At 64.5% G+C, this 24128-nt stretch carries 24 protein-coding genes; 11 read left to right on the forward strand and 13 right to left on the reverse strand.

Features of this window, described 5'->3' with window-relative positions; all coding sequences use genetic code 11:
* The first annotated feature begins 19 nt into the window (after positions 1–19).
* Positions 20–661, forward strand: a complete 642-nt coding sequence (locus tag ACOJSJ_RS14000) for a peptidylprolyl isomerase (protein WP_420145584.1) — start codon at positions 20–22, stop codon at positions 659–661.
* Positions 662–728: 67 nt separating this feature from the next.
* On the opposite strand, the gene ACOJSJ_RS14005 is transcribed toward ACOJSJ_RS14000, so the two are convergent.
* The 5 genes from ACOJSJ_RS14005 to secB all read right to left on the reverse strand — a co-directional run bounded on the left by ACOJSJ_RS14005 (position 729) and on the right by secB (position 6339).
* The gene (locus tag ACOJSJ_RS14005; protein WP_420145585.1) at positions 729–1961 is read right to left on the reverse strand and encodes a dicarboxylate/amino acid:cation symporter; all 1233 of its coding nucleotides are present in this window, start codon (positions 1959–1961) and stop codon (positions 729–731) included.
* Positions 1962–2184: 223 nt separating this feature from the next.
* Positions 2185–2850, reverse strand: coding sequence for a DUF4136 domain-containing protein (locus tag ACOJSJ_RS14010; protein WP_420145586.1), 666 nt, complete (start codon positions 2848–2850; stop codon positions 2185–2187).
* 273 nt (positions 2851–3123) lie between these two features.
* Entirely contained in the window at positions 3124–4128 is a 1005-nt protein-coding gene (gene trpS / locus ACOJSJ_RS14015) for a tryptophan--tRNA ligase (RefSeq protein WP_420145587.1), read from the reverse strand.
* Positions 4129–4146: 18 nt separating this feature from the next.
* Positions 4147–5721: a murein biosynthesis integral membrane protein MurJ gene (gene murJ / locus ACOJSJ_RS14020; protein ID WP_420145588.1), complete on the reverse strand. Its 1575-nt coding sequence runs from the start codon at positions 5719–5721 to the stop codon at positions 4147–4149.
* A gap of 117 nt (positions 5722–5838) precedes the next feature.
* Entirely contained in the window at positions 5839–6339 is a 501-nt protein-coding gene (secB, locus tag ACOJSJ_RS14025) for a protein-export chaperone SecB (RefSeq protein WP_420145589.1), read from the reverse strand.
* Positions 6340–6570: 231 nt separating this feature from the next.
* Here secB and ACOJSJ_RS14030 point away from each other — a divergent pair, with 231 nt between their 5' ends.
* From ACOJSJ_RS14030 to ACOJSJ_RS14045, 4 genes are all read left to right on the forward strand, one after another.
* The gene (locus tag ACOJSJ_RS14030; RefSeq protein WP_420145590.1) at positions 6571–7227 is read left to right on the forward strand and encodes a Tim44/TimA family putative adaptor protein; all 657 of its coding nucleotides are present in this window, start codon (positions 6571–6573) and stop codon (positions 7225–7227) included.
* Positions 7224–8477, forward strand: a complete 1254-nt coding sequence (locus tag ACOJSJ_RS14035) for a murein transglycosylase A (protein WP_420145591.1) — start codon at positions 7224–7226, stop codon at positions 8475–8477. Before ACOJSJ_RS14030 ends, ACOJSJ_RS14035 begins: the two co-directional genes overlap by 4 nt.
* A gap of 8 nt (positions 8478–8485) precedes the next feature.
* A complete protein-coding gene (locus ACOJSJ_RS14040; RefSeq protein WP_420145592.1) occupies positions 8486–9037 on the forward strand; it encodes a Smr/MutS family protein in 552 nt (183 codons plus the stop codon).
* Between the two features lie 100 nt (positions 9038–9137).
* The gene (locus ACOJSJ_RS14045; RefSeq protein ID WP_420145593.1) at positions 9138–10823 is read left to right on the forward strand and encodes a putative bifunctional diguanylate cyclase/phosphodiesterase; all 1686 of its coding nucleotides are present in this window, start codon (positions 9138–9140) and stop codon (positions 10821–10823) included.
* Positions 10824–10863: 40 nt separating this feature from the next.
* On the opposite strand, the gene ACOJSJ_RS14050 is transcribed toward ACOJSJ_RS14045, so the two are convergent.
* A complete protein-coding gene (locus ACOJSJ_RS14050; protein ID WP_420145594.1) occupies positions 10864–11280 on the reverse strand; it encodes a GtrA family protein in 417 nt (138 codons plus the stop codon).
* A gap of 230 nt (positions 11281–11510) precedes the next feature.
* Between ACOJSJ_RS14050 and ACOJSJ_RS14055 the strand changes: the two genes are divergently transcribed.
* On the forward strand, positions 11511–13409 hold the full coding sequence (locus ACOJSJ_RS14055; RefSeq protein WP_420145595.1) for a hypothetical protein: 1899 nt from the start codon (positions 11511–11513) through the stop codon (positions 13407–13409).
* On the opposite strand, the gene ACOJSJ_RS14060 is transcribed toward ACOJSJ_RS14055, so the two are convergent.
* Together ACOJSJ_RS14060 and ACOJSJ_RS14065 are read right to left on the reverse strand one after the other, a co-directional pair.
* Entirely contained in the window at positions 13371–13799 is a 429-nt protein-coding gene (locus tag ACOJSJ_RS14060; protein WP_420145609.1) for a nucleoside deaminase, read from the reverse strand. The genes ACOJSJ_RS14055 and ACOJSJ_RS14060 overlap by 39 nt on opposite strands.
* Before the next feature lie 125 nt (positions 13800–13924).
* Entirely contained in the window at positions 13925–14146 is a 222-nt protein-coding gene (locus tag ACOJSJ_RS14065) for a hypothetical protein (RefSeq protein ID WP_420145596.1), read from the reverse strand.
* Between the two features lie 168 nt (positions 14147–14314).
* Between ACOJSJ_RS14065 and rpmB the strand changes: the two genes are divergently transcribed.
* Positions 14315–14608, forward strand: coding sequence for a 50S ribosomal protein L28 (gene rpmB / locus ACOJSJ_RS14070; protein WP_184267907.1), 294 nt, complete (start codon positions 14315–14317; stop codon positions 14606–14608).
* A 200-nt stretch (positions 14609–14808) separates the two neighbouring features.
* On the opposite strand, the gene ACOJSJ_RS14075 is transcribed toward rpmB, so the two are convergent.
* Complete coding sequence (locus ACOJSJ_RS14075; protein WP_420145597.1) at positions 14809–15792, reverse strand: esterase-like activity of phytase family protein; 984 nt, start codon at positions 15790–15792, stop codon at positions 14809–14811.
* Positions 15793–15982: 190 nt separating this feature from the next.
* On the opposite strand from ACOJSJ_RS14075, the gene ACOJSJ_RS14080 reads away from it, so the two are divergent.
* Positions 15983–16399, forward strand: coding sequence for a glycine zipper 2TM domain-containing protein (locus tag ACOJSJ_RS14080; protein ID WP_420145598.1), 417 nt, complete (start codon positions 15983–15985; stop codon positions 16397–16399).
* A 167-nt stretch (positions 16400–16566) separates the two neighbouring features.
* On the opposite strand, the gene ACOJSJ_RS14085 is transcribed toward ACOJSJ_RS14080, so the two are convergent.
* Complete coding sequence (locus ACOJSJ_RS14085; RefSeq protein WP_420145599.1) at positions 16567–16782, reverse strand: hypothetical protein; 216 nt, start codon at positions 16780–16782, stop codon at positions 16567–16569.
* Between the two features lie 112 nt (positions 16783–16894).
* Positions 16895–17110, reverse strand: coding sequence for a circumsporozoite protein (locus ACOJSJ_RS14090; RefSeq protein ID WP_093013587.1), 216 nt, complete (start codon positions 17108–17110; stop codon positions 16895–16897).
* Positions 17111–17359: 249 nt separating this feature from the next.
* On the opposite strand from ACOJSJ_RS14090, the gene ACOJSJ_RS14095 reads away from it, so the two are divergent.
* Positions 17360–18298, forward strand: a complete 939-nt coding sequence (locus ACOJSJ_RS14095) for an ArsR/SmtB family transcription factor (RefSeq protein WP_420145600.1) — start codon at positions 17360–17362, stop codon at positions 18296–18298.
* A gap of 211 nt (positions 18299–18509) precedes the next feature.
* On the opposite strand, the gene ACOJSJ_RS14100 is transcribed toward ACOJSJ_RS14095, so the two are convergent.
* Complete coding sequence (locus ACOJSJ_RS14100) at positions 18510–19031, reverse strand: regulatory protein RecX (RefSeq protein WP_420145601.1); 522 nt, start codon at positions 19029–19031, stop codon at positions 18510–18512.
* Positions 19032–19217: 186 nt separating this feature from the next.
* Between ACOJSJ_RS14100 and ACOJSJ_RS14105 the strand changes: the two genes are divergently transcribed.
* Positions 19218–20939: a fatty acyl-AMP ligase gene (locus tag ACOJSJ_RS14105; RefSeq protein WP_420145602.1), complete on the forward strand. Its 1722-nt coding sequence runs from the start codon at positions 19218–19220 to the stop codon at positions 20937–20939.
* 128 nt (positions 20940–21067) lie between these two features.
* Positions 21068–23365 (forward strand): putative bifunctional diguanylate cyclase/phosphodiesterase, encoded by a 2298-nt coding sequence (locus ACOJSJ_RS14110; protein WP_420145610.1) that lies wholly within the window; start codon positions 21068–21070, stop codon positions 23363–23365.
* A 6-nt stretch (positions 23366–23371) separates the two neighbouring features.
* Here ACOJSJ_RS14110 and ACOJSJ_RS14115 read toward each other — a convergent pair whose 3' ends face one another.
* Positions 23372–24121 carry a ParA family protein gene (locus tag ACOJSJ_RS14115; RefSeq protein WP_420145611.1) on the reverse strand — a complete coding sequence of 250 codons (750 nt, stop codon included), beginning with the start codon at positions 24119–24121 and terminating at the stop codon, positions 23372–23374.
* Between the last annotated feature and the right edge of the window lie 7 nt (positions 24122–24128).

Raw genomic sequence — 24128 nt, forward strand, 5'->3', positions numbered from 1 at the left:
GAGCAGCTAGGCTGGCGTCATGATTCGCCAGCTTGCTCTCCTCGCCGCCGCCTTCCTGGCATTGTCGCCCGTCGCGGCGCAAACACCAATGCCGTCACCAGCCGCGCCGCCACCCCCCGCGCCACCACCGGCATCCCAGGATGTCCGCGTCACGCTGACCACCGACGCCGGGCTGATCATCATTGCGGTCCACCCGGACAAGGCGCCGGTCACCGCCGCCAATTTCCTGAAATATGTCGATCAGAAACGGCTGGACGGCACGGCCTTCTATCGCGGCGTGGGCGCGGCCGATTATGGCTTCGTACAGGGCGGGGCGCAGAATGATCCCAAGCGCATCCTGCCGCCGATCAAACATGAACCCACGACCCAGACGGGCCTGACCCATGATGACGGCGCGCTGTCCATGGCCCGCTATGCACCGGGCAGCGCGACTGGGGATTTCTTCATCGTGTTGGGCAAGATGCCCGGCATGGACGCGCAGCCGCAACAGGCGAGCGGCGACAATCAGGGTTTTGCCGTCTTCGCCCATGTGGTGGAGGGGATGGACGTGGTGAAGGCGATCCTCGCCGCGCCCAAATCCCCCACGGCGGGGGAGGGTGTGATGAAGGGGCAGATGCTGGAAAAGCCGGTCAAGATCGTCACGGCGCGGCGGGCGCCCTGATATAATCCGCCACCGTTCGCGCTGAACCTGCCGGATTGGGCGTCGGATTTGGGGCGGGTGGCCCCGATCAGGCTTCGGTGCTCCCCGCCTGATCCACGATCCGCGCGGTCGCCACGTCGGCGGTGACATTGCCGACGGTGCGGAAGATGTCGGGCACCGTTTCCACCGCCAGCAACAGCGGCAGCGCCTCCACCGGCACCCCCATCGCCAGACATATGGGTCCGGTGGTGGTGAAGAAGGTGATCTGGCTGGGCAGGCCGACCGCTGCCAGGCTGACGATCGCGGCGACCGCCACCCCCATGATGAGTTGCGCCGGGCCAAGCGCCACGCCATTCATCGCCGCGACATAGAGCGCCACGCCCAGATTGGCGGGTGGGCTGGTGATGCGGAACAGGGAAATGGCCAGCGGCAGCACGATGCTGCGCGTGGTTTCGCGCACTTCCAGAGGACCGTCGCACGCCTGAATCATGGCGGGCAGCGACGCGATGGAACTTTGCGTGGAAAAGGCGATGGCCTGCGCGGGCAAGGATGCGCGCAGGAACCTGCCCGGCCCGCAACGACCGGCTAGCACGACCAGCGGATAGACGAGCAGCGTCACCGCGATGCAGATGATCACGATGAAGCCGATATAATGGAGCAGCGCGCCTGCGGTCGCGAGGCCGGATCGCGCGCCTGCGACCAGCGCCAGTGCGAACACGCCCAGCGGCGCCAGCCACAATACCCATCCGACCACGACCAGCAGCGCGTCGGCCAGCGCCTGAAAGAAGCCGGTCAGCATCGCCCGCCGATCGGCCGCGATTCGCGTGACCGCAAAGCCGAAGATCAGCGCGAACAGCACGACCGCGACCACCTGTCCTTCGCTGGCGGACCGAAGCGGATTGACCGGGATGAAGCCCAGCAGCCATTCGGCGGAGGGGCGGACGTCGGGCACTTCGCTCACGGCCTCCGCCCCCGTCAGCGCGCCGACCGCACCGGCCGGCACGGGCCAGATATGCAGCATCAGCGGCCCGATCAGCGCCGCGACACTCGCCGCCGCCGTCAGCAGCAGGGCGAACAGGGCGATGGCGCGCCCGGCCATGCCGTTGGTGCGCGCGCTGGTCGCCGCCTGCGTGATGCCGGTGACCAGCAGCGCGAAGATGAGCGGGATCAGCGGCATTTGCAGCCCGCCCAGCCACGCCTTGCCGATGGGCTGGGCCAGCGCGACGACATCGCCATCCCATCCGCCACCCCATTCGGTGAGCGCAATGCCGCTTCCCAACCCCAGAATGAGCGCGATCAGGATGCGGACGGTCAGGGACATAGGGGGGCTTTCTCCCGATGGAAGGGGCTGTTCATGATAACGGGCGGGGTCGGGCGGACCACCATATCGCTTCTGTCGATACAGCGAAGGAGACAATCGCGGCGTTTTTGCAGAATGACGCGCGGCGGGCCGGTCATATCCTACAGGCGTAGAATATAATATAATGAAAAGGCCCGACAATCTGGACGATTGCCGGGCCTGTACCCATTGATTGAGGTGCCTGTCAGCCCTTCTTTTCGGGCGGCAGGGTGATCTTCACGCTTTCCCCATTCTGGCCGGGGAAATTGGTGAACATCGCGTCGATCAGGTTCGGGACCAGATAGGTCAGCTTGTTGGACAGCGACTGGGCGCTCGCCTTGCCTTCGAACAGGCGGCGATTGTCGGCCGCGCGGTCGATCTTCATGCTGAGGTCGCTGGTATAGACGGTGTAGCTGGACACGTCGTTATAACCCGCGCCGCCGAACAGCCAGGGATCGTAGAAGCCATAGCCCCAGGGACGACCCCAACGACCGCCCCACATGCCGCCGCCCCAGGGGCCACCGCCCCATGCCCCATAAGGGCCGCCGCCAAAGCCGGTCGAGCGCACCTTTTCGCGGCCATTGTCGACATCATAGGCGACACGTACGATGAGGTCGGCGCGCGCCGGATCGCTGGCCGCGACATAGCCGGTCTGGGCCAGACGCTGGCCGACCAGATCGGCATAATGGGCGAACTCCAGACCACCGGCCAGACTGGGATTGTCGGCGACGATGGTATAGCTTTGCCCGGCGGGGGCAGGAAGCTGCTGAAAACGGGCGACATCCGCCTTGAACGAACTGGCGCAACCCGACAGCGCCATCAGCGCCAGCGCGGGCGCCGTGATCAGGCCGAACTTCTTGAAACGAGCCATGTTTTTACGTCCTATTTCAGGCGAACCCGCCTGCGACCATCTTTGCGCCCTGTCTTAGCAAAACGCAACTGAACATCGTTTGAACGCACGAACCCGTCGAACGGGCGCAAAACCATGTTCTCATTTCCATGACGTCGCGGCGGCGCTGTTTCCGTCCATCTCCCTTCATACGGCTGCGGATGCGGGCGCAGGATGCTGCCAGCGCATCGCGCCCCCGGGCGCGTCAGCGCATCAGGCCTCCCGACGCGTCAGCGCATCAAGCCCCCCGGCGCGTCAGCGCATCAAGCCCATGGCATCATAGGCCGCCCGCAACGTCGGTTCTGCCGCTGCCGAAGCCTTGGCCGCGCCTTTGTCGAGGATCGCGTCCAGCGCCGCGTCGTCCGTGCGCAATTCCATGAAGCGTTCGCGAATCGGGCGCAGCGTTTCGACCAGCACTTCGCCCAGCGCAGGCTTGAACGCGCCGAAACCCTTGCCCGCGAAATCGGCGCAGACCGAATCCGTCGTCCGGCCGGTCAGCGTCGCAAAGATCCCGACGAGGTTGCCGGCTTCAGGGCGACCGGCCAGACCTTCGGCCGTTTCGGGCAGCGGTTCGGGATCGGTCTTGGCCTTCTTCACCTTGTTCATGATGGCGTCGTCATCGTCGGTCAGGTTGATGCGGCTCATGTCGCTGGGGTCGGACTTCGACATTTTCGCCGTGCCGTCGCGGAAGGACATGATGCGCGCCGATTCCTTGGGAATGATCGGGTCGGGCAGGGTGAACAGCTCCACGCCGAAATCGGTGTTGAACTTCGTCGCGATGTCGCGCGCCAGTTCCAGATGCTGTTTCTGGTCCTCGCCCACCGGCACGTGGGTGGCGTTGTAGATCAGGATGTCGGCGGCCTGCAGCACCGGATAGACGAACAGGCCGACCGAAGCGCCCTCACGGTCCTTGCCCGCCTTGTCCTTGAACTGGGTCATGCGGTTCAGCCAGCCGATCCGCGCCGTGCCGTTCAGCAACCAGCACAGTTCCGCATGGGCGGGAACGCGCGCCTGATTGAACAGCACGCTGCGGTCCGGATCGATCCCGGCGGCGACCAGCGCGGCGGCCATGTCGCGAACGTTGCGGACGCGCTGTTCGCGCCCTTCATGCACGGTGATCGAATGCATGTCGGCCAGAAAGAAGAAGCACTGGCTCTGGCTGTCCATCTCATCCTGCATCCGCACCCAGTTGCGAATCGCGCCCAGGTAATTGCCAAGGTGCAGATTGCCGGTGGGCTGGATGCCGGAAAGGACGCGCATTATTAGATCCGTTCTTCTTCAGGTTGCACTTTTGCGGCGCATCAGCGCCTTGATGTCGGACAGCCGATAGGCCCCCGTGACGACGGACGCCAGCCCGTAAAGCGCCACGCCCGCGCCCACCAGCACCGCCAGCGCCACATAACGCTGCACCATGGCGCCGGTCAGCCACGGATCGAGCAGATCCTCGCCCGCCCATAGCGCTGCGCCCATGATGATCGCGGCGAGAGCAAGGCGGGGCAGGCGGCGGCGCAATCCGGCATCGGCGGCGAAATGGCCGCGCTTTACCAGCGTGGCATAGAGCATCGCGACGTTGACGGTGGAGGAAAGCGCCGTCGCCAGCGGCGGGCCTATATGCCCCAGCGTGGGAATCATCGCCAGATTGCCGACGATGTTGATGACGATCGACAGCATCGCATAGCGCACCGGCGTCTTCGTATCGCCGCGCGCATAATAGCCCGGCGTCAGCACCTTGACGAGGACGTAGCTGGGCAGGCCGATGGAAAAGGCCGACAGCGCCCACCCGCACCGCATCGCGTCGTCGGGCGTGAAGCGGCCATATTGGAACAGCCCGCGCACGATCGGTTCGGCGACGGTCAGGAAAGCGACGGTCGCAGGCAGCGTCAGGAACAGGGCGAGTTCGATGCCACGGTTCTGCGTCTCCATCGCTTCTGCCTCCTGCCCCTTCGACAACATGCGCGAAATGGTGGGGAGGAGGATGGTGCCAAGGCCGATGCCGATGAGGCCGAGCGGCAGCTGGTTCAGCCGGTCGGCATAATAGATATAGGTGATCGAACCCGACGCCAGCAGCCAGCCCGACAGGGCGGTGGAAATCAGCAGGTTGATCTGCGACGCGCCGGCTCCGGCGGCGGCGGGCAGGATCTTGCGCAGCAATTCGCGCACGTCGCCGTCCATGCGCGGGCGCTTTATCTTCATCGACACGCCCGCGCGCCTGCATGCCCAGATCAGCCAGAGCAGCTGCAACGCGCCGCCGATGGTGACCGACATCGCCTGCACCCGCGCGGTTTCATATTCGTCCGCGCCGTGGAACAGCCACAGGCCCGCGATCATGCTGACGTTCAGCAATATCGGCGCGGCGGCGTTGACCCAGAATTTGTCGAGCGAATTGAGGATGCCGCCCAGCAGCGAGGCGAGCGAAATCAGCGCCAGATAGGGAATGGTGATGCGCGACAGGGTGACGGCGAAGGCGAACTGCGCATCGGTCGGGTTTTGCCGCGCGAAGCCGCCGGACAGCGCCCATGTAACCGGCCATGCCGCCGCGATCAGGATGGCGGTGAACGCGATCAGGACCGGCAGCAGCACGGCGAGCGCGCGTTCGGCAAAATCATAACCTGCCGGTAATCCGCCGTCGCCCGCCGCCTTTTGATTGAACAGCGGGATGAAGGCGGCGGAAAAGGCGCCTTCTGCAAAAAGCGCGCGGAACATGTTGGGCAGGCGGAACGCGACGCCATTGAAGGCGTCCGACGCGAATCCCGCCCCGACATAGCGCGCCGCGAGCGAATCACGCACCAGCGCCAGCACCCGGCTGGCGAGGGTAAGGCCCCCGACGGAGCCAAGGGCCTTGACCAGTTTCATGCGATCATTCCTCGATCCGTTCGGGCTGAGCTTGTCGAAGCCCTGCCCTTCTCTTTCGAAGAAAAGGACTGCCCTTCGACCAGCTCAGGGCGAACGGAAATCAAGGACATCTGTGGTTCAGGCGTGACCGGCCGGTTCGCCCGAAGTCACTTCCATCTGCTGCGCCTGCTGAAGATAGAGCGAACCGAAGTCGATCGGGTCCAGCAGCAGCGGCGGGAAGCCGCCGTCGCGGATCGCATCGGCCAGCACGCGGCGGGCGAAGGGGAAGATAAGGCGCGGCGCTTCGGCCAGCATGAAGGGCTGAACCTGTTCTTCGGGCACGTTGCGCATGCCGAACAGCGCGGCGTACAGCAGTTCCACGGCAAAGGCGGTGCCCTGCGGCGCGATGGCCTTCACTTCGATCTTCAGCGCGATTTCCAGCACGTCTTCACCGACGCGTTCGGCGCCGATGTTGAACTGGACGTCGATCTGCGGCTGGTCCTGCCACTGATAGACGGCGGGCGCGTTCGGATTTTCGAACGACAGATCCTTCACATATTGGCTGATCAGCGCGATCTGGGGCGCGCTGTCGGCGCCATTGCCCAGATTGGTGGTGATGTGATCCGTTTCGTCGGCCATGCTCTTCCCTAGACTTTCCATGTTGGCCGGCGGCATCAAAGCCCCCGATATGATGACCCGCGCGTCTAGCAGGGGCGTGCCGACAGGGCAATGGCGACGGGCGACGGAACGGGTGGGGGAATAGGCGGGGATGTCGGGGCGGGGAATTGGGGCAAGCCCCTATTTGAAGTTGCGTGCAAACATGCCTATGTTGGCGGGAACAATGTCCCACGACAAAGGGTATAGCCTTCCGTGTATGTGATCGTCATCCTCGCCATGATCGCCGGTTTTCTGGCGCTGCGGCTCTATTCTGTCCTGGGCAAGCGCACGGGGCATGAACAGGAGCCTGCGCTGCGTCCCGCCGACGAACGCGCCAAGGTGACGGTGCTGCAACCCGGCCCGGTGGCGCAGAACGCCGGCGATTCGGTGCGTCTGGCCGAAGGGCTGATCGGTCCCGGCGCGGAAAATGGCGTCCGCGCGCTGATTGCCGCCGATCGCAATTTCGATGTGCCGCAATTCGTGGAAGGGGCCAAGAGCGCCTATAAAATGGTGCTGGAAGCCTTCTGGCGGGGCGACCGCGACGAACTGGACTGGCTGTGCGACGCCGATGTGCGCGCGTCGTTCGAAGAAGCGATCGCCGCCCGCGAAACCGATGGCCATGTGCTCGACAACCGTCTGGTCCGCATTGAAAAGGCGCAGATCGTCGAAGCATCGGTCAACGGTCGCATCGCCGAAATCGCCCTGCGTTTCGAGGCCGACATCGCCGCCGTCACCCGCGACAAGGATGGCAATGTCATCGCCGGGTCGTTGACCGACGCGGTCGGCACGAAGGACATCTGGACCTTCACCCGCGACATCCGCAGCGCGGACCCCAACTGGAAGCTCAGCGAAACCGACGAAGCCGCATGATCGCGCGTCAGTCGGGGGCTGCGCTGCTTGCGGCGCTGATGCTGTCTGCCTGCGCAGGTGGCGTCATTCCGCCGTCGGCCGGTGGCCCCGCACCGGGCCAGCCCCGGCCGTCGGGTGAGGCCGCGACCCGTCCGGTCCCCGCCACGCCGCGTCCCACCCTGCCGGTCGATGTTCCTGCCGACCCCGCGCTGGATAAAGGCACGGCCGCCGGGCTTGGCGTCACGCGCGGTCCCGACATCGCCAGCCTGATCCCGTCGGGCGAACGGTCGCGCCTTGCGCTGGCGGCATTCCGTATTTCCTGCCCCACGCTGATGCGCCGGGCCGACGGCAGCGGCCTGACCCGCGGGTCGGACTGGAACAACAGCTGCGCGGCCGCATCCAGCTGGCCGGACGCATCGGCCAGCGAGTTTTTCTCCCGCTATTTCGAAGCGGTGCAGGTGGGTGACGGCAGCGCCTTCGTCACCGGCTATTATGAGCCGGAAATAAGCGGGTCGCGCACCCGTCAGCCGGGCTATGAGGTGCCCATCTATCGCCGCCCTACCGATCTGATCGACGTCGATCTTGGCCAGTTCAGCGACAGTCTGAAAGGCCGCACGATCCGGGGGAAGGTGAACGGCACCAAATTTGTGCCCTATGACGACCGCAGCCAGATCGTGTCGGGTACGCTCGCCGGGCGCGGCCTTGAACTGGCCTATGCCGCCGACCCGGTGGAATTCTTCTTCCTTCAGGTGCAGGGCAGCGGACGGCTGAACCTGCCCGATGGCGGGGTGATGCGCATCGGTTATGATGGGCAGAATGGCCGCGACTATACCGGCATCGGCAAGCTGATGAAGGATCGCGGCCTGATCCAGGCCGGGTCGATGCAGGACATCATGCAATATCTGCGCGCCCATCCGGCCGAGGGCGCTGCGATCATGAACGAGAATAAGAGCTTCGTCTTCTTCCGCGAACTGACCGGGGCGGGGCCGCTGGGCGCGCTGGGCGTGCCGGTGACGGCGGAAGCGACGGTGGCCGCCGATCCCAAATTCATCCCGCTGGGCGCGCCGGTGCTGCTGTCGCTCGACCGGGCCGAGCCGGCGGGCATCTGGATCGCGCAGGATACCGGCGGCGCGATCAAGGGCGCGAACCGCTTCGACAGTTTCTGGGGCGCGGGCGCGCGGGCGCGGGGTATAGCGGGTGGCATGTCGGCCCGTGGCAGCGCGTTGATATTATTGCCGATCGGATCGTCCGCACGGCTGGTCCGCCCCTGATCCGCGCCATGGTCCGGCGCCGACTGACCGATGAGGAAGAGGCGCTCTGGTCCGCGCTGACCCGCACCGTGCGGCCCATGCGCCCTAGCCAGCGCCGGACGCTGGTGCCGCCAGCGGAGCCGATCGACCTGCCCACGGTGCCCCTGCCCAAGGTAATAAGGTTAACGAACGCGCCGCAGCGCCCCGTTGTTGCACCGCCCCCACGCAAGCCCGCACCAGTGCTCGATACCGGGTGGGAGAAGCGAATCCGTAGCGGCGCGATCGTCCCCGACATGAGCATCGACCTGCATGGCCACACCCTTGCAGCGGCACATGTTCAGTTGAATCAGGCACTTGCTTCGGCCCTGTCGCGGGACGTCCGCGTGCTGCTGGTGGTGACCGGGAAGCCGCCGCGCACCAAGCTTGTTTCGGATACGTCACGACGCGGCGCGATCCGTGGAGAGATTGGCCACTGGCTGGAAACCAGCCCATGGGCCGACCGCATCGCCAGCGTCCGCATCGCCCATCCGCGCCATGGCGGCGACGGCGCGCTCTATTTGATATTGCGCCGCAAGAAATGACCCATTTTTGTAAGACTTGCTGATCATTTCTTAACCAGTGCCCTTCATATCACATGCCCGGAGGTTTCCCGTTGAAACCGATTTTGGGGCAGGGAGGCACATGCAGGGCGTGACGTTGAAAAGCCGCGCTGCTGCCTTTGCCTGCGCCGCGGGCGCGCTCGTCTTCATCCTGTCGCTGGTGCTGGGCTACACGCCGGGACAGCAGGACGACCTGATGCAGGTCGGCCGCGCGCTGATCATCGCCATTCTGTGCGGCACGATGAGCTGGGCGTCGGCGCGCCGCACCATCGCCACGACCGCCAGCGCGATCGACGTCGCCACCGACCGCCTGCTGTCAGCCGCGCATGGCGACCTGCAATCGGCGGTGCCGCCGGAAATCGGACAGGAACTGCCAGACCTGTCGGTCGCGATGGAAAGCCTGTTCAGCCAGGTGCGCACCAATCTGGACCATGTCCAGACGCTGGCCCTGTTCGATCAGATCACTGGCCTTGCCAACCGCACCAGTTTCTGCCGGCAGGTCGAACGGCTGCTGGCCGACCGGGACCATGGCGGCGCGGCCACATTATTCTTCATCGATCTGGACGGGTTCAAGGCGGTCAACGACACGCTGGGCCATGCGGCGGGCGACCAGTTGCTGGCGCGCGTGGCGGGCCGCCTGCGCGAAGTGGTGATGGCGCAGGTCAGCAGCGGGGGCGGCGATGCCGTCATCGGCCGTCTGGCGGGCGATGAATTTACGATGTTCTTCCCGCACCTTTCGGGGGAGGTCGCGGCACAGCGTATCGCCCGCGCCATCCAGTTCGCGCTGGGCGAACGGTTCGACCTTGGCAGCCAGCATATCGACCTGGGCGGGTCGATCGGCATCGCCTGCTATCCCGACCATGGCAATACGCTGGTCGGGTTGCTGCGCGCGGCGGACATCGCGATGTACCATGCCAAGCGTCAGGGTAGGGGGCGCGCGGAAATCTATACCGACGCGCTGGCGCTGGAGGCGGAGGATCGCGCCGAGCTGGAACGCGACCTGCTGCGCGGGCTGGAGCGTGAGGAGTTTCTGCTGGAATTCCAGCCACAGATTGACGTGTCGACCGGCCGGGCCGTATCGGCCGAAGCATTGGTCCGCTGGGCGCATCCGGACCGATCGCTGGTGATGCCGGGCGCATTCGTGCCCGTGGCGGAGGAAAGCGGGGCGATCGTCGCGCTGGGCGACTGGGTGATGGGCCATGTGTGCCGCACGGCGGCGCGCTGGGCGCAGGCGGGGGTCCACCAGAGGATCGCCATCAATATTTCCACGCGCGAACTGTCGCAGGCCGATTTCTTCCTGCGGTTGCGCCATGCCATCGCCACGCATGGCGCGCCGCCGTCGATGCTGGAACTGGAAATCAGCGAATCGCTGGCCATGGACATGGAACCGCGCGTGCTGGATCAGCTGCGCGCGCTGCGCCGCGAAGGGGTGCGCGTCGCCATCGATGATTTCGGCACCGGCTATTCCAATCTGTCCCGGTTGAAGGAACTGCCGGTGGACCGGGTGAAGATCGACCGTTCGCTGGTGCGCGACATCGCGACGTCGGCCGAAGCGCGCACCATCTGTTCCGCGGTCGTCGGCCTGATCCAGGGGCTGGGCATGGAAGTGGTGGTCGAGGGGATCGAAAGCGAAGCGCAGATGGATGTGCTGCGCGTGATCGGCTGTACCCTGTTTCAGGGCTATCATCTGGCCCGCCCAACCGGTGAACAGGATTATCTGGCCCAGTTCGCGATGGGCGGGCAGGCGCAGGTGCGCGACGCCGGATAATCGCCACGGCGACGGGCGGGGCGGTCATCCCGCCTTTCGTTCAGCGGAACACCCATTGCCGGTTGAGGCCGAAGACGAGCAGCGGCGTTACGAACAGCATGCCCGGTATCGGCGACCATTCGGGCCAGCCCATATGCGTGACGCACAGATACACCCACAGCGCGTTGATCGCATAGCTGACCAGCGATACGATCACGAACTTCGTGCCGCGCGCCGCATGGCCGCCCGCCGCGCCATGGCCGCGAAAGGTGAAGGCGTTATGGCTGACATAGCCGATGCCGACCGCCGCCAGATAACCGATGAAATTGGCCAGTTGCGGATGCAGCCCGGCCAGTGCGGCCAGGCACCAGTAGATCGCCGCCTGACAGGCGGTGACGAACAGGCCGGTCAGGCCATATCGCACGATCTGCCAGAACAGCGGGGCATGATCCCTATATAGTCTGGTCAGGAAATTCATCGCTTGCCCCGTTGCGCTTTGACGCGCAGCCTCTAGGGCATGTCCCGATTGGATCGGATATGCCCTGATCGTTTTTTGCTTGCCGCATTCTGAGGTCGACTGTTCCAGCCGACATCGCCATGCTCTAGAGCATCCCGCGATCGGATCACATTCTATCTTTCTATTGCTTTTCGCATTTTCGGAACCAGCAGATGATGCCATCGGCTTCGAAAATGCTCTAATCGAGCGACATGACCTTGCCTAGCGCCGACGCCCTTCGTTCCCGCCTGCTTCACTGGGTGCCGATCCTGACCGCCTATGCCGCGCGGCACTGGAAATGGCTGACCTTCCTCCTGTGGATCATCATCGCGGTGGTGATGGTTGCGACCCGCTGGCCCGCCATCCACTGGCTGGTGCTCAGCGATACCGACGACAATATCCGCTATGTGCAGGTGAAGGACTGGCTGGCGGGGCAGGGCTGGTACGATCTGCGTCAATATCGGCTGGACCCGCCGGGCGGGGCCAATATTCACTGGTCGCGCATCGTCGATATTCCGATCGCCGGGCTGATCCTCTTCTTCCGCGCCTTCGTCGATCAGGGGCTGGCCGACCGGCTGGCCTGCGGCATCGCGCCCATCCTGCCGCTGTTGCTGCTGATGATCAGCCTGGGCTTTATCGGGCGGCGGCTGGCGGGGCCGAATGGCTGGTTTCTGGCGGTGCTGGCGCCGCTCGCCACGCAGATGGGGCTGGGCATGTATGTGCCGATGCGGATCGACCATCATGGCTGGCAACTGGCGCTGGCGGTCACGATGCTGGCCGGGGTGATCGACGGCAACCGCCTGCGCGGCGGGGTGATGGCGGGGGTCAGCAGCGCGCTGTCCATCGCCATCGGCATGGAAATGATCGTCTATCTGGCGGCGGGCGGTGCGCTCATCGCGCTGCGCTGGGTATTCCGGCCGGGGGCGGAGCGGCGGATGATGCCCTATGGCATCAGCCTGGCGGGCGCGACGTCGCTTTTCTACCTGCTGTTCGCCAGCTATGCCAATCGCGAGATGGTCTGCGACGCCCTGTCGCCCATCTGGGTCGCGGTGTTCGGCGCGGCGGGCGCGGGCATGGTGCTGCTGTCGCTGCTGCCCCTGCGCGGCTGGATCGCGCGGCTGGCGGCGGGCGCGGTGGTGGGCGGCGCGGTCGGCCTGTTCTTCTATCTGAACTGGCCCCAATGCCTGACCGCCTATCAGATTTCGCCCGAGCTCCAGCGGCTGTGGCTCGCCAACATCCGAGAGGCAAAGCCCATCACCGCGCAGGCGCAAACTCTGGTCGTGCCGTTGATGGCGGTGCCGGTCGCGGGCCTCATCGGCCTTGTCTGGGCGCTGTGGGATGCGCGGCGCGACACCGAACGGCTATGGGCGTGGGCGACCGTGGGTCTGATGATGCTGTTTTCCACCGCTCTGCTGTTCTGGCAGCTGCGCGCTGGCCCAGCGGCGCAGCTGCTGGCGATCCCGCCTGCCGCATGGGCGGCGCATCGCCTGATCTCGGCCATCCTGACGGGCACGCGCCGGGTGCGGATCGCGGCCGGGGCGGGGGTGGCGCTGCTGGCAGCGATTGCCTGCGCCTATCCGCTCTATCCGCAGGCGGTGAAGCTGTATCAGGATGCGACCGGGACGAAGCCCCGGCCATGGCGCCCGTCCGCCATCGCACGCACCGAATCGATCAAGAAGGCGAATGGGCGATGCCGCACGCTGCCCGCGCTGGAAGTGCTGGACCAGCTGCCGCCTGCCACCATCTTCACCATGGTCGATCTTGGCCCGCGCCTGATCGCCACGACGCATCACAGCGCGCTGGCCGGACCCTATCACCGCAACGGCGCGACGATCCTCGACATCCACCACGCGTTCGACAGCCCGGCCGACGGCTTCCGCGCCATCGCGGCGAAGCATCATGCGACCTATCTGCTGGTGTGCCCATGGTTCCCCGAAGGCACCATCTATCAATCGCGCAGTCCCGGCGGCTTTTACGCCGGGCTGATGCGGGGCACGATTCCCGACTGGCTGATCCCGGTACCGCTCAAAACCGGCATGACGCTGCCCTATCAGCTGTATCGCATCGATTATTCAGCGCCGGGCCGCAAAAAAGTCGCGAAGCAGCGCTGAGGCTTCGGCCTCGGCCATGCCGCCATAGATTTCTGGCCGGTGCAGGCATTGCGGCTGGGTAAAAAGGCGCGGCCCCTGTTCGATCGCGCCGCCCTTTTCATCGCGCGCCGCATAATAAAGCCGCGCAATCCGGGCGTGGGCAATCGCCCCCGCGCACATGGGGCATGGCTCCAGCGTCACCCAAAGGTCGCACCCGGTCAGGCGGAAATCGTTCAGATGCGCGGCCGCCGCCCGCATGGCGACGATTTCGGCATGGGCGGTGGGATCATTGTCGCGGCGGTTGCGATTCTCGCCTTCGCCGACGATCGCGCCATTCTTCGTGACCACCGCGCCGATCGGCACTTCGCCCGCCGCCTCCGCCGCGCGGGCAAGGTCCAGCGCACGCCGCATGGGCGCGGGTAGCGGGAATGGAGGGGGAAAGGGCGGGACGGTCACGCCCCGCCCGTTACAATATCATCGCCGCCCATGAAAGGCGGGGACGAAAGGATTGGCGCGAAAGGAAGGTCGCGAAGGGATCAGGGCTTCTTCACGTCGACCGTGGGGACGTCGACCGTTTCCTTGCGCGTGCCGACCTCCACCTTGGCGACATTGGCCTCATATTTGGGCAGCGCGCCTTCCTTGACCGCGATTTCGGGCAGGCGACCCTCGCTCGTCTTCTGCAGGTCGATGAAACCGGTTGCCAGCCCCACGCCCACTACGATAAGCGCGATCAGCAACAATCCGCCGATGAAACGCATAAGATCCTCCTCTGGAAAGTCGGGGTTTGAACGCGGGGGGCGGCAAAATGGTTGCGCAACTGCCACAAAGGCGGCGGGCGCATGGCGCAAGGCGGTTGACGCTGGACGCGAATCCCGTTATCGGCGCGGCTTTCCGAACGAACCCGAATTTTCAAAGGTTGATTGACTATGTCGCGCATTTGCGAGCTGACCGGTAAGGGTCGCCAGGTGGGTCACAATGTTTCCCACGCCAACAACAAGACCAAGCGCGTGTTCCTGCCGAACCTGCAGAACGTTTCGCTGATCTCCGAAGCGCTGGAAACCACCGTGAAGCTGCGCGTGTCGACCCATGGTCTGCGTTCGGTCGAACATAATGGTGGCCTGGACAACTGGCTGGTCAAGACCAGCGACGACAAGCTGTCGCTGAAGGCGCGCCGCCTGAAGCGCGACATCGTCAAGAAGAAGGCTGCCGTCGCAGCCTGATTTCTGACCGATTCGTTTCGGCATGAGGAGCGGCCCCGCAACGGGCCGCTTTTTTGCGTTTGAATTCGCTTCATGGCGGGCTTCAGTCTGCGCCTTTCTGCGCCTTTCTGCGCTTCCGGTGCTCACATATGTTATGTATGCCGCGCGCCGGTTCTCGAAATGCACAGCCTGCAACCCGCCCCGAACCGAATTCAGAACACTCAATCCATCGTGAATTTCAGCAGCAGCGTGCGCTGGAAAAATTCGTGATTGTCGTCGGACACGATCCAGATGACCGGCCGGCCGCCTTCGCGGGTCACCGAAATCCCTTCATAATTGTCGGCCAGCAGCGGCGGCGCCAGCCGCGCCAGCGTGCGCGCCTTCAGCTCCGCGCCCGGCGTCAGCCTGTCCGGCAGGTCGACGATGGCGATCACGCCGGTGAACAGCTGCTCCACCGTCAAACGGCGGTTGAGGACGACCAGATGCCGTTCGTCCAGCACCGCCATGTCGGTCGGGCGATAACCGCGCGGCGGCACATAGCGCAGGTGCATGGGCGCGGGCGTCGATTTTTCCGCCGGGTCGCCCGCGAACAGCAGGCTGTCGTGCCGCCCGTCCGCCGTCATGCCCATTTCCCCGATGGCGATGAACCGGCCGTCGGGCAGGCGGGTCAGGGATTCGATCGATCCGGTCTTGGGCCAGGCATAGATTTCCGGCCATGTCCGGCATGCCTCCACCCGTGAAAAGCCGGGGCCATAGCGGCAGATCGCCTGTTGCAGTTCGAACCCCACCCAATAGCGGCCGGTGGCGGGATCATGTGTCATGCTTTCGGAATCCCATGCCCACCATGGCCGGTAACGGTCTTGTGGGCGGATGGGCAGCGGCGCGATGAAGGGGTGGCCCCTGCCGTCGCCGGGACCGACATGGAATCCCATCAATATGCCGGAATCGCTCAGCCCCAGCATGTCGCCCGATGGCGACGCCAGCAGCGCCGATATGCCGCCAAATCCCGCATTGTCGCTGCGCAATTCCCAGCCGCCCAGATATGTGAGCGATCCGACACGGCGCAGGCCGGGATCGACGCTGCTCAGCGGCAGGGCATGGGCGGTGACCAGCAAGGTGCCCGCCAGAACCTTTTCCGGCTTGCTCATATGCGGTGCGGGCAACAGCAATATGGCAAGGGCCAGAACGGTCAGGATTCGCTGCATCGTGCTTGCCATAGGGTAAAATCCGGCAGGGCGCAGCAGGGCTGTGACGGACCGTTCCCATCTGAACGGCGGCTGACACCCCCATTCAGGATCGGCTCAAGGCGAATCAGGCATAACGGCATCAATCGATGGGCAATCCCGTTCTTTTTCAGCGGCCGCCCAGGAGGATGGCATTTGGAGGAGCAACGCCATGAAGATGAAGTTTCTCGTTAATCTGGGAGCCGCGCTGGCCATGGGCGCCGCTTCCTTCGCCGTGACGGCAACCCCGGCTGCGGCGCGTGATGGCTATTATCGCGGCTACGATCGTGGCGATTATTATCGCGGCAATCGTGGCTGGCGCGGGGATCGCGGCTATCGCGGTTACGACCGTGGCTATCGCGGCGACTATTATCGCGGTGGTTACCGTGGCGGCTATCGCGGCGGTTATCGTTGCCGGGATAATGGCACGGGCGGCACCATCATCGGCGCGATCGCAGGTGGCCTGCTCGGCAACGAAGTCGGCAAGGGTTCGGGCCGCTACGGTCGTCGCGGCGATGGCACCACCGGCGCCATCATCGGCGCGGGCGTGGGTGCGCTGGCTGGCCGCGCCATCGACCGCAACTGCTAAAGCATCATGCGGAAAAGTGGGAACCGGTTTTCCGCTTAAAAGGATGCGACAGCAAAAATTTGGAGCGCGCGATCTGCGTCCTATCTAACGCAGCGCGCTCTAAAATCGCGTATCACCACATGAAGGAAGGGCTGCCTCGAAAGGGGCGGCCCTTTTTTCGTGCGGGTTCAGGGCGTCGGTGATTGTGCCGGGGGCGTCCGCTTTCGATCGGCGCGGGCAGCTGCGACGGCGGCGGGGTTCAGCCCGGCACCGCCATCCTGCGCGGCCGCTTCGGCCTGCGCATCCAGTTTCGCTGCGGCATCGTTCAATGCCTGCGCTTCGCCCGCGCTGACGCCGCCCACGCCATCCTGCGATCCCGATCCGCATGCGGACAGGGGCGTCATGCATAAGATGGCCATCAACAGGCGAACCATAAAGCGACTTTCAAAAGAAAAGGGGCCGCGCCGTGACCGGTGCGACCCCTTTTCCGTTTATCAAGACCCGAACGGGACCAGATTACATCGCGTTGGCGGCGTTGTTGGTCGCGTTCGACGCAGCGTTCGCAGCATTGTCAGCAGCGTTCAGCGCAGCGTTCATGGCATTGTCGGCAGCGTTCGAAGCGTTCTCGGCAGCGTTGGCGGCGTTGTTGGCGGCGTTTTCATGGCCACCCGAGCAAGCAGCCAGGCCCAGCGAAGCGGCGAGAACGAGCGAAAGAGCAATCGACTTGGTCATGGGTTAAAACCCCTCTCTGAGAAAAACAAAATGCAGACCACTCTCGGAGAAAAGCTCACCCCCCATTGCGCCTGCCCCCCGATTCGTAATGTGTTGAACGTTCCAAGGCAATCCCATTCATACAATCGAAAGGTCTCAAAACCGCCATTTCGTCGCGCAATCACCCTGAAAAGCCCCGCAATTCCCGAAAAATGGCCATGAACAGCGGCGGCATTGACGTATATAAAGATTTCTTTATATGATGTGAAAATGCACGCGGCACTCGATATTTTCCGGGCACTTGGCGACCCGACACGGCTGCGCATCATCCATTTGCTGCGCGCCATGGAACTGGCCGTGGGTGAAATCGCACAGGTTGTGGGGCAAAGCCAGCCACGCGTGTCGCGCCACGTCCGCATTCTGGCCGAAGCGGGCCTCGTCGAACGGCGCAAGGAGGGGAACTGGGTGTTCCTGCGGCTGGGCAAGGACCGGTCGGTGACGCCGTTTCTAACGCTGTTCGATCGGCTGGACCCGTCGGAAGGCGAAGCGCTGTGGCAGACGGCGGACCTCGCCCGTCTGGCGGCGGTGCGGGCCGACCGGGCGCGCGCGGCCGAAACCTATTTCGCCGAACATGCGGAGGAATGGGACGCGATCCGGTCGCTCCATGTGGCGGAGGCGGAAGTGGAGGCGGCGATGACCGCGCTGCTGGGCCGCGAACCGATCGGCCATCTGCTCGACATCGGCACCGGCACCGGCCGGATGATCGAACTGTTCGGCGGCGCGGCGGAGCAGGTGACGGCGCTGGATCGCAGTCCGGACATGCTGCGTCTGGCCCGCGCGAAGCTGCCGCAGGATGCGGGCGACAAATATGCGCTGTTGCTGGGCGATTTCCTCGACCTGCCGATCGATGCGGGCAGCGTCGACACCGTGTTGCTGCATCAGGTGCTGCATTATGCGCAGGCGCCCGAACGGGTGATTGGGGAAGCAGCACGGGTGACCGCCGCCAATGGCCGGGTGCTGATTGCCGATTTCGCCGCGCATGAACGCGAAGAGCTGCGCCTGCGCGATCAGCATGCGCGGCTTGGTTTTTCCGATGAACAGATGACGGGCTGGTTCGCGCAGGCTGGACTGGCGCTAGAGGGTGTGGAAACGCTGCCGGGCGATCAGCTGACGGTGCAACTGTGGCTGGGGCGGCGCGCGTCGGCCTGATGCGGCGGGGCGGGCAGGGCTGTCGCGTCGGTGACGGCGCTTCGCCCAACAGCGGCTGCCTGCATTGTCCTACCCGACGGCGATCTGTTATCACGGATGGTGACTGCCCTCTGCCCAGCCTCTCGCAACAAAATGTCCCGCCATTGTTCCGAAATGTCGCATCTAGCGGGAAATGTGCGAAGTTAAGCGCAGGCTGTCCGGCTCTGCGCCGTCATTCCTCCACCATGTCCTCGCCCGGTGCGGCATCGACCCAGCGTCGCGCCATGGCATAATCATGGCCCGCCCGCAGGAAGGCGGCGATGGCTTTTTCCCGTTGCTTCGGGTCGCACGGTGCGCTGGCATAGGGGCCGATCCGCTTGCGCCGGGCAAAGCGTTCCGCCGCCATCCATGCTTCGGACGCGGTCTGCGCATCCGCCTGTTCCCGGTCGCCATCCCTGATCCCCGCCGCCCGCAGCGCTTCGTCCACCCGCCTTGCGCCATAGCCGCGCCTGGCCAGCGCCCCGCTCTTCATCACGGCAAAGCCCGCATCGTCGATATAGCCAAGCGCCACGAAGCGATCCGCCAGCGCTTCGGGATCGGCAGGGCGTTCACCGCCCCAGCCACGCTCCCTGATCTTGCGCCGCAGATAGTCGATCAGCTTCCCCCGGCTGGTCGCAAAGCGCGCAACCTGCCGCAGCGCCATGTCGCGCAATGCATCTTCATCCAGCGGCGGAGCGGGGCGTTTGCCGGTCATGATAGGCTTAATGACCGATGCGCCATCTTTATGCCACAGTCGGGCCGGAATTTCACCGCGCCTTGTCGTCTAATAAGCGAGGCTGGAAAACGAATAAGCGGTGCATCATGCGGCCAAAGCTGCTAGCGGCCCCGCTTTCGTAAGTTTAAGACATTGGGTGAAACCAATATGACGGGTTCGCAAAGCATGATGGCACCGACGCCGACCACAGATGATCTTCCCCGCCGCTTTTCGGATTTCGAAACGCTGGGTGAGGCGCTGGACTATGCGGCGCAGGGCAAGCGTGGCCTGAATTTTCACGATGCCCGCGGCAATCTGGCGCGGCCCTATCCGTTCAGCGAACTGCAGGGCGACGCCATCGCCTGCGCCCATCGCCTGATCGCCCATGGCGTCAAGCCGCAGGACCGTGTGGCGCTGGTCGCCGAAACCGGCGCGGATTTCGCCATGCTCTTCTTTGGCATCGTCTATGCCGGCGCCTGGCCGGTGCCGCTGCCGCTGCCCACCAGCTTCGGCGGCAAGGACAGCTATATCGACCAGTTGAACGTTCAGCTGTCCAGCTGCGACCCGATGCTGTTCCTGTTCCCCAAGGAACTGGAAGAGATGGCGGGCGAAGCCGGCCGTCAGAAGAATGTCGAAAGCATCGCGTTCGAAGATTTCATCGCTCGCGAGGCGACCCCGGTCGATCTGCCGCAGGCGAAGGGCGAGGAAATCGCCTATCTGCAATATAGCAGCGGTTCGACCCGCTTTCCCCATGGCGTCGCGGTGACGCACCATGCGCTGCTGTCCAACCTGTCGGCGCACAGCCACGGGATGCAGGTGCAGGACAGCGACCGCTGCATCAGCTGGCTGCCCTGGTATCATGACATGGGCCTGGTCGGCTGCTTCCTGTCCGTCGTCGCCAATCAGGTGTCGACCGACTATATGAAGACGGAAGATTTCGCCCGTCGTCCGCTCGCCTGGCTCGACCTCATCAGCCGCAACGACGGCACTTCGATCAGCTATTCGCCGACCTTCGGCTACGACATCTGCGCGCGTCGCATGTCCAGCCAGACCAAGGCGGCCGACCGGTTCGACCTGTCGCGCTGGCGTCTTGCGGGCAATGGCGCGGACATGATCCGCCCCGACGTGATGCAGAGCTTCGTCGACGCCTTCGCCGACGCAGGGTTCAGCCCCAAGGCGTTCCTGCCCAGCTATGGCCTTGCCGAAGCGACGCTGGCCGTCACCATCATGCCGCCGGGCGAAGGGATCATCGTCGAACTGGTCGAGGAAACCGACCTGTCGGGCGGCGACGCGCCCGAAGGCCGTCCGCAGCGGTTCCGTTCGATCGTCAATTGCGGCAAGCCGGCCAAGGACATGGTCGTGGAAATCCGCGATGAAGACGGCGGCCTGATGAACGAACGTCAGATCGGCAAGGTATGGACCACCGGACCCAGCCTGATGGTCGGCTATTTCCGCGATCAGGAAGCGACCGACGCCTGCATGGCGGACGGTTGGCTGGACACGGGCGACATGGGCTATCTGTCCGATGGCTATCTCTACATTGTCGGCCGTGCCAAGGACATGATCATCATCAACGGCAAGAACCACTGGCCGCAGGACATCGAATGGGCGGTGGAACAGCTGCCCGGTTTCAAGCAGGGCGACATCGCCGCCTTCGCCATCACCACGCCGGGCGGCGAAGAAGCGCCCGCCGTGCTGGTGCATTGCCGCACGTCGGACAATGAAGAACGTTCGCGCCTGCGCGATCAGATCCGCGAACGGGTCCGCGCCATCACCGGCATGAACTGCGTCGTGGAACTGGTGCCGCCGCGCACCCTGCCGCGCACATCGTCGGGCAAGCTCAGCCGGTCCAAAGCGCGCAACCTGTACCTGACCGGTGAAATCCGCCCCTACGACATCGCGGCCTGAAGGCTAATTTTCCGAACGGCCATCAAGGTTACCGATTGATAACATCTGACTGCTAGCGCGGTCCTGTGGGTAGCAAGAACGATCAGAGCGAAGAGCCGGATTGCCAGGAACGCATATCGCTTCGCGCGATGATGGGCCTGACGTCCCGTCTGGATGCAACCGGCCTCCGCGTGCTGGAGGCGCAATTGCGGTCGGCCGATGGCGTCGCCATCCTGCGCCACGGCATGAACATGTGCGGCCTGCTGTTCGTGTGGCAGGTGTTCGCCGATTGCTGTTCGGCCTTCCGCCTTATCGGATGGAGTGCGGCGCTGATCGGGGCAACGGCGCTGGCCTTCGCATTGGGACGGCAGCGCTGTCGGACGCATGATGTCGGCCTCACGCCATCTGACCTTCGGCGCCATGCCATAGGCGCGCTGTTGCAGGGGCTGGTCTGGGCGGCCTGCATGTCCTTTATCGCCCGGTCCGGAGCGACGGACGAACTGGTCGCGCTATGGACCCTCATCAGCTGCATCATGGTATGCGGGGCCATCAGTTACGCGCCGACGCCGCTGTCGGCGCTGGCCTATCTGGCGCCCTGCATCGTGGGCGTGTCGGCCATGTTCAGCGATGGCGGCCAGTTGCCGCTGCGCGCGCTGGCGACCAGCTATGCCCTTTCGCTGCTGGCAGGGTGCCTTATCTATGCCCGCACCTTTGGACGGCAGCATAGCAGCACCGTGCAGCTCGCCGAAAAAAGCGAGGTGGTGAGCCTTCTGCTGCGCGAATATGAGGAAGGGGCATCGGACTGGCTGTGGCAGACCGACGCGCTGCGCCGGATCAATGGCGTGTCGGCCCGCTTCGCCGAAACGATGCACATGGCGCCCGCCCAGCTGGAAGGCGTGCCGCTGGTTCAGATATTGGCGGGCAGCGGGTGGGACAGCGGCCGTTTCGCGGCGGGCCTGCACAGTCTGGCCGACCATCTGAAACGGCGCGAAAGTTTCAGCAGCCTGTCCCTGCCGGTCGAAATCAACGGGCAATGGCGCTGGTGGGAATTGTCCGCGTCGCCCCGTTATGATGAAAATGGCATATTTCAGGGCTTTCGCGGTGTCGGGTCCGACGTGACGGCCCAGCGCGAATCTGCTGACAAGATCGCCCAGCTGGCCCGGTTCGACCCGTTGACCGGCCTGCCCAATCGCAGCCATCTGCGCGAAGTGCTGGAACAGGCGCTGGCCGATGCGGAAGGGCGGACCAACGGTTGCGCATTCCTGATGATCGACCTCGACCGGTTCAAATCGGTGAACGACACGTTGGGTCATCAGATTGGCGACAAGCTGCTGAGCCAGGTGGCCCGTCGTCTGCGCCAGATATGCGATGCGGGCGCCTTTTGCGGGCGGATCGGCGGTGACGAATTTGCGGTCGTTCTATCCGTCGTCGTCGATGGCGCATCGGTGCCGCGTCTGGCGACGGCGATCATCAGGGCGCTGTCGGCATCCTATCAGGTCGATCAGCATGTGCTGCATGTCGGGGCGTCCGTCGGTTCGGCCATATCGCCGATGGACGGCCGCGATTCCGAAGCGCTGATTCGCAGCGCCGACCTTGCCCTCTATCGCGCGAAGGATGAAGGGGGCGGGCTGCATTGCGCCTATGAACCCCAACTCCATGCGCAGGCGGAAGAACGGCGTCAGTTGGAACTGGCGCTGCGCGATGCGCTGGACAAAAATGAATTGCATGTCCTGTATCAGCCGGTGGTCGATGCCGATCAGGGCACGGTGCTGGGGTTCGAAGCGCTGCTGCGCTGGACGCATCCCCGGCTTGGCCCCATATCGCCGGTCAAATTCATTCCGGTCGCCGAAGAAGCCCGGCTGATCGGTCCGATCGGCGAATGGGTATTGCGCACCGCCTGTATGGAGGCGGCGAACTGGCCCGGTGATGTCCGCGTCGCCGTCAATGTTTCAGCGGAGCAGCTGAGCCAGCCCAGTTTCGTGACGGCGGTGTCGGCGGCTCTGTCGGAAAGTGGGCTGGAAGCGCGGCGGCTGGAACTGGAAGTCACCGAAAGCGTGTTCATGAGCGACGACACCGGCGCCGTGCGCGTGCTGGATCAACTGCTGGCGCTGGGCATCCAGTTGTCGCTGGATGACTTCGGCACCGGCTATTCCTCTCTCGGCTATCTCAGCCGCACTCGGTTCAACACCATCAAGATCGATCGCAGTTTCGTCGTTGGGGCGTCGCGCAATACGGCGGAAAGTCTGGCGATCATTCGCGCGGTGGTAACGCTGGCCAACAGTCTGGGCATGAGTACGACGGCGGAAGGCGTGGAAACGGAAGCGGAGCTGGACATGGTCCGGCGACTGGGCTGCAAGAAGGTGCAGGGCTATTATTTCGGGCGGCCGATGTCGCCGCAGGATGCCGCCCGCCTGTTCCCCGCGCCGCCGAAGCTCGCCTTCGGCTGATCGCGCTTATTTCGCCAGCAACTGCCGCTCCACCTGCGTCCACAGAGCGGAAAAGGCCTGCGCGGGTTGCGACTGGGGCGCAAAGGCACCCAGAGGTTTGCGCCGCACCGTCATCTGTTCGATCGTGCTGGCCATCGGAATGGCATGCCAGTCCGGCTGGCTGTCCAGCGCCGCGCGGTGCAGGCTGCGGCGACGGTCGACCATGGAATAGACCGGCAGGATCGGCGCATGGCTGCCGCCGCGCTGGACCAGATAGCGGGCGACTTCCCCCATGGCGCGTTGCGACAGCGGCGATGGAATGACCGGGATGACGATCATGTCGGCGGCGCGCAGCACCTGCTCGCTGGTTTCGGTCAGGCCGGGCGGGCAGTCCAATATGATCCGGTCATAATCCCGGCCCAAACTGTCGATCAGCTTGGCCAGCCGTTTCTTCTTGTCCATTTCGCGGAACAGATGATCCAGACTGCGCAGCGACGTATCCGCCGCGATCAGGTCAAGTCCCGGCACGGTGGAAGGCTGGATCAGCTTGCGGACATCCACATCCTTGCTGAAGATCGCCTGCGCGGCATCGCGGCTTTCCGTGTCGGTGGACAACAGCCAACTGGATGCCGCCTGAGGGTCCAGATCCCACAGCAAGGTACGCCTTTTGGAAATACAGGCCGAAGCCCAGGCCAGATTGATGGCGAAGGTGGTTTTCCCCACGCCGCCTTTCAGGCTGTAGACGGCGATGGTCGCCAATGCCGGTTCCTTTGCCATGAATGGG

The sequence above is a fragment of the Sphingobium sp. genome (assembly GCF_048594625.1).
In the GTDB taxonomy this organism is placed as follows: Bacteria; Pseudomonadota; Alphaproteobacteria; order Sphingomonadales; family Sphingomonadaceae; genus Sphingobium.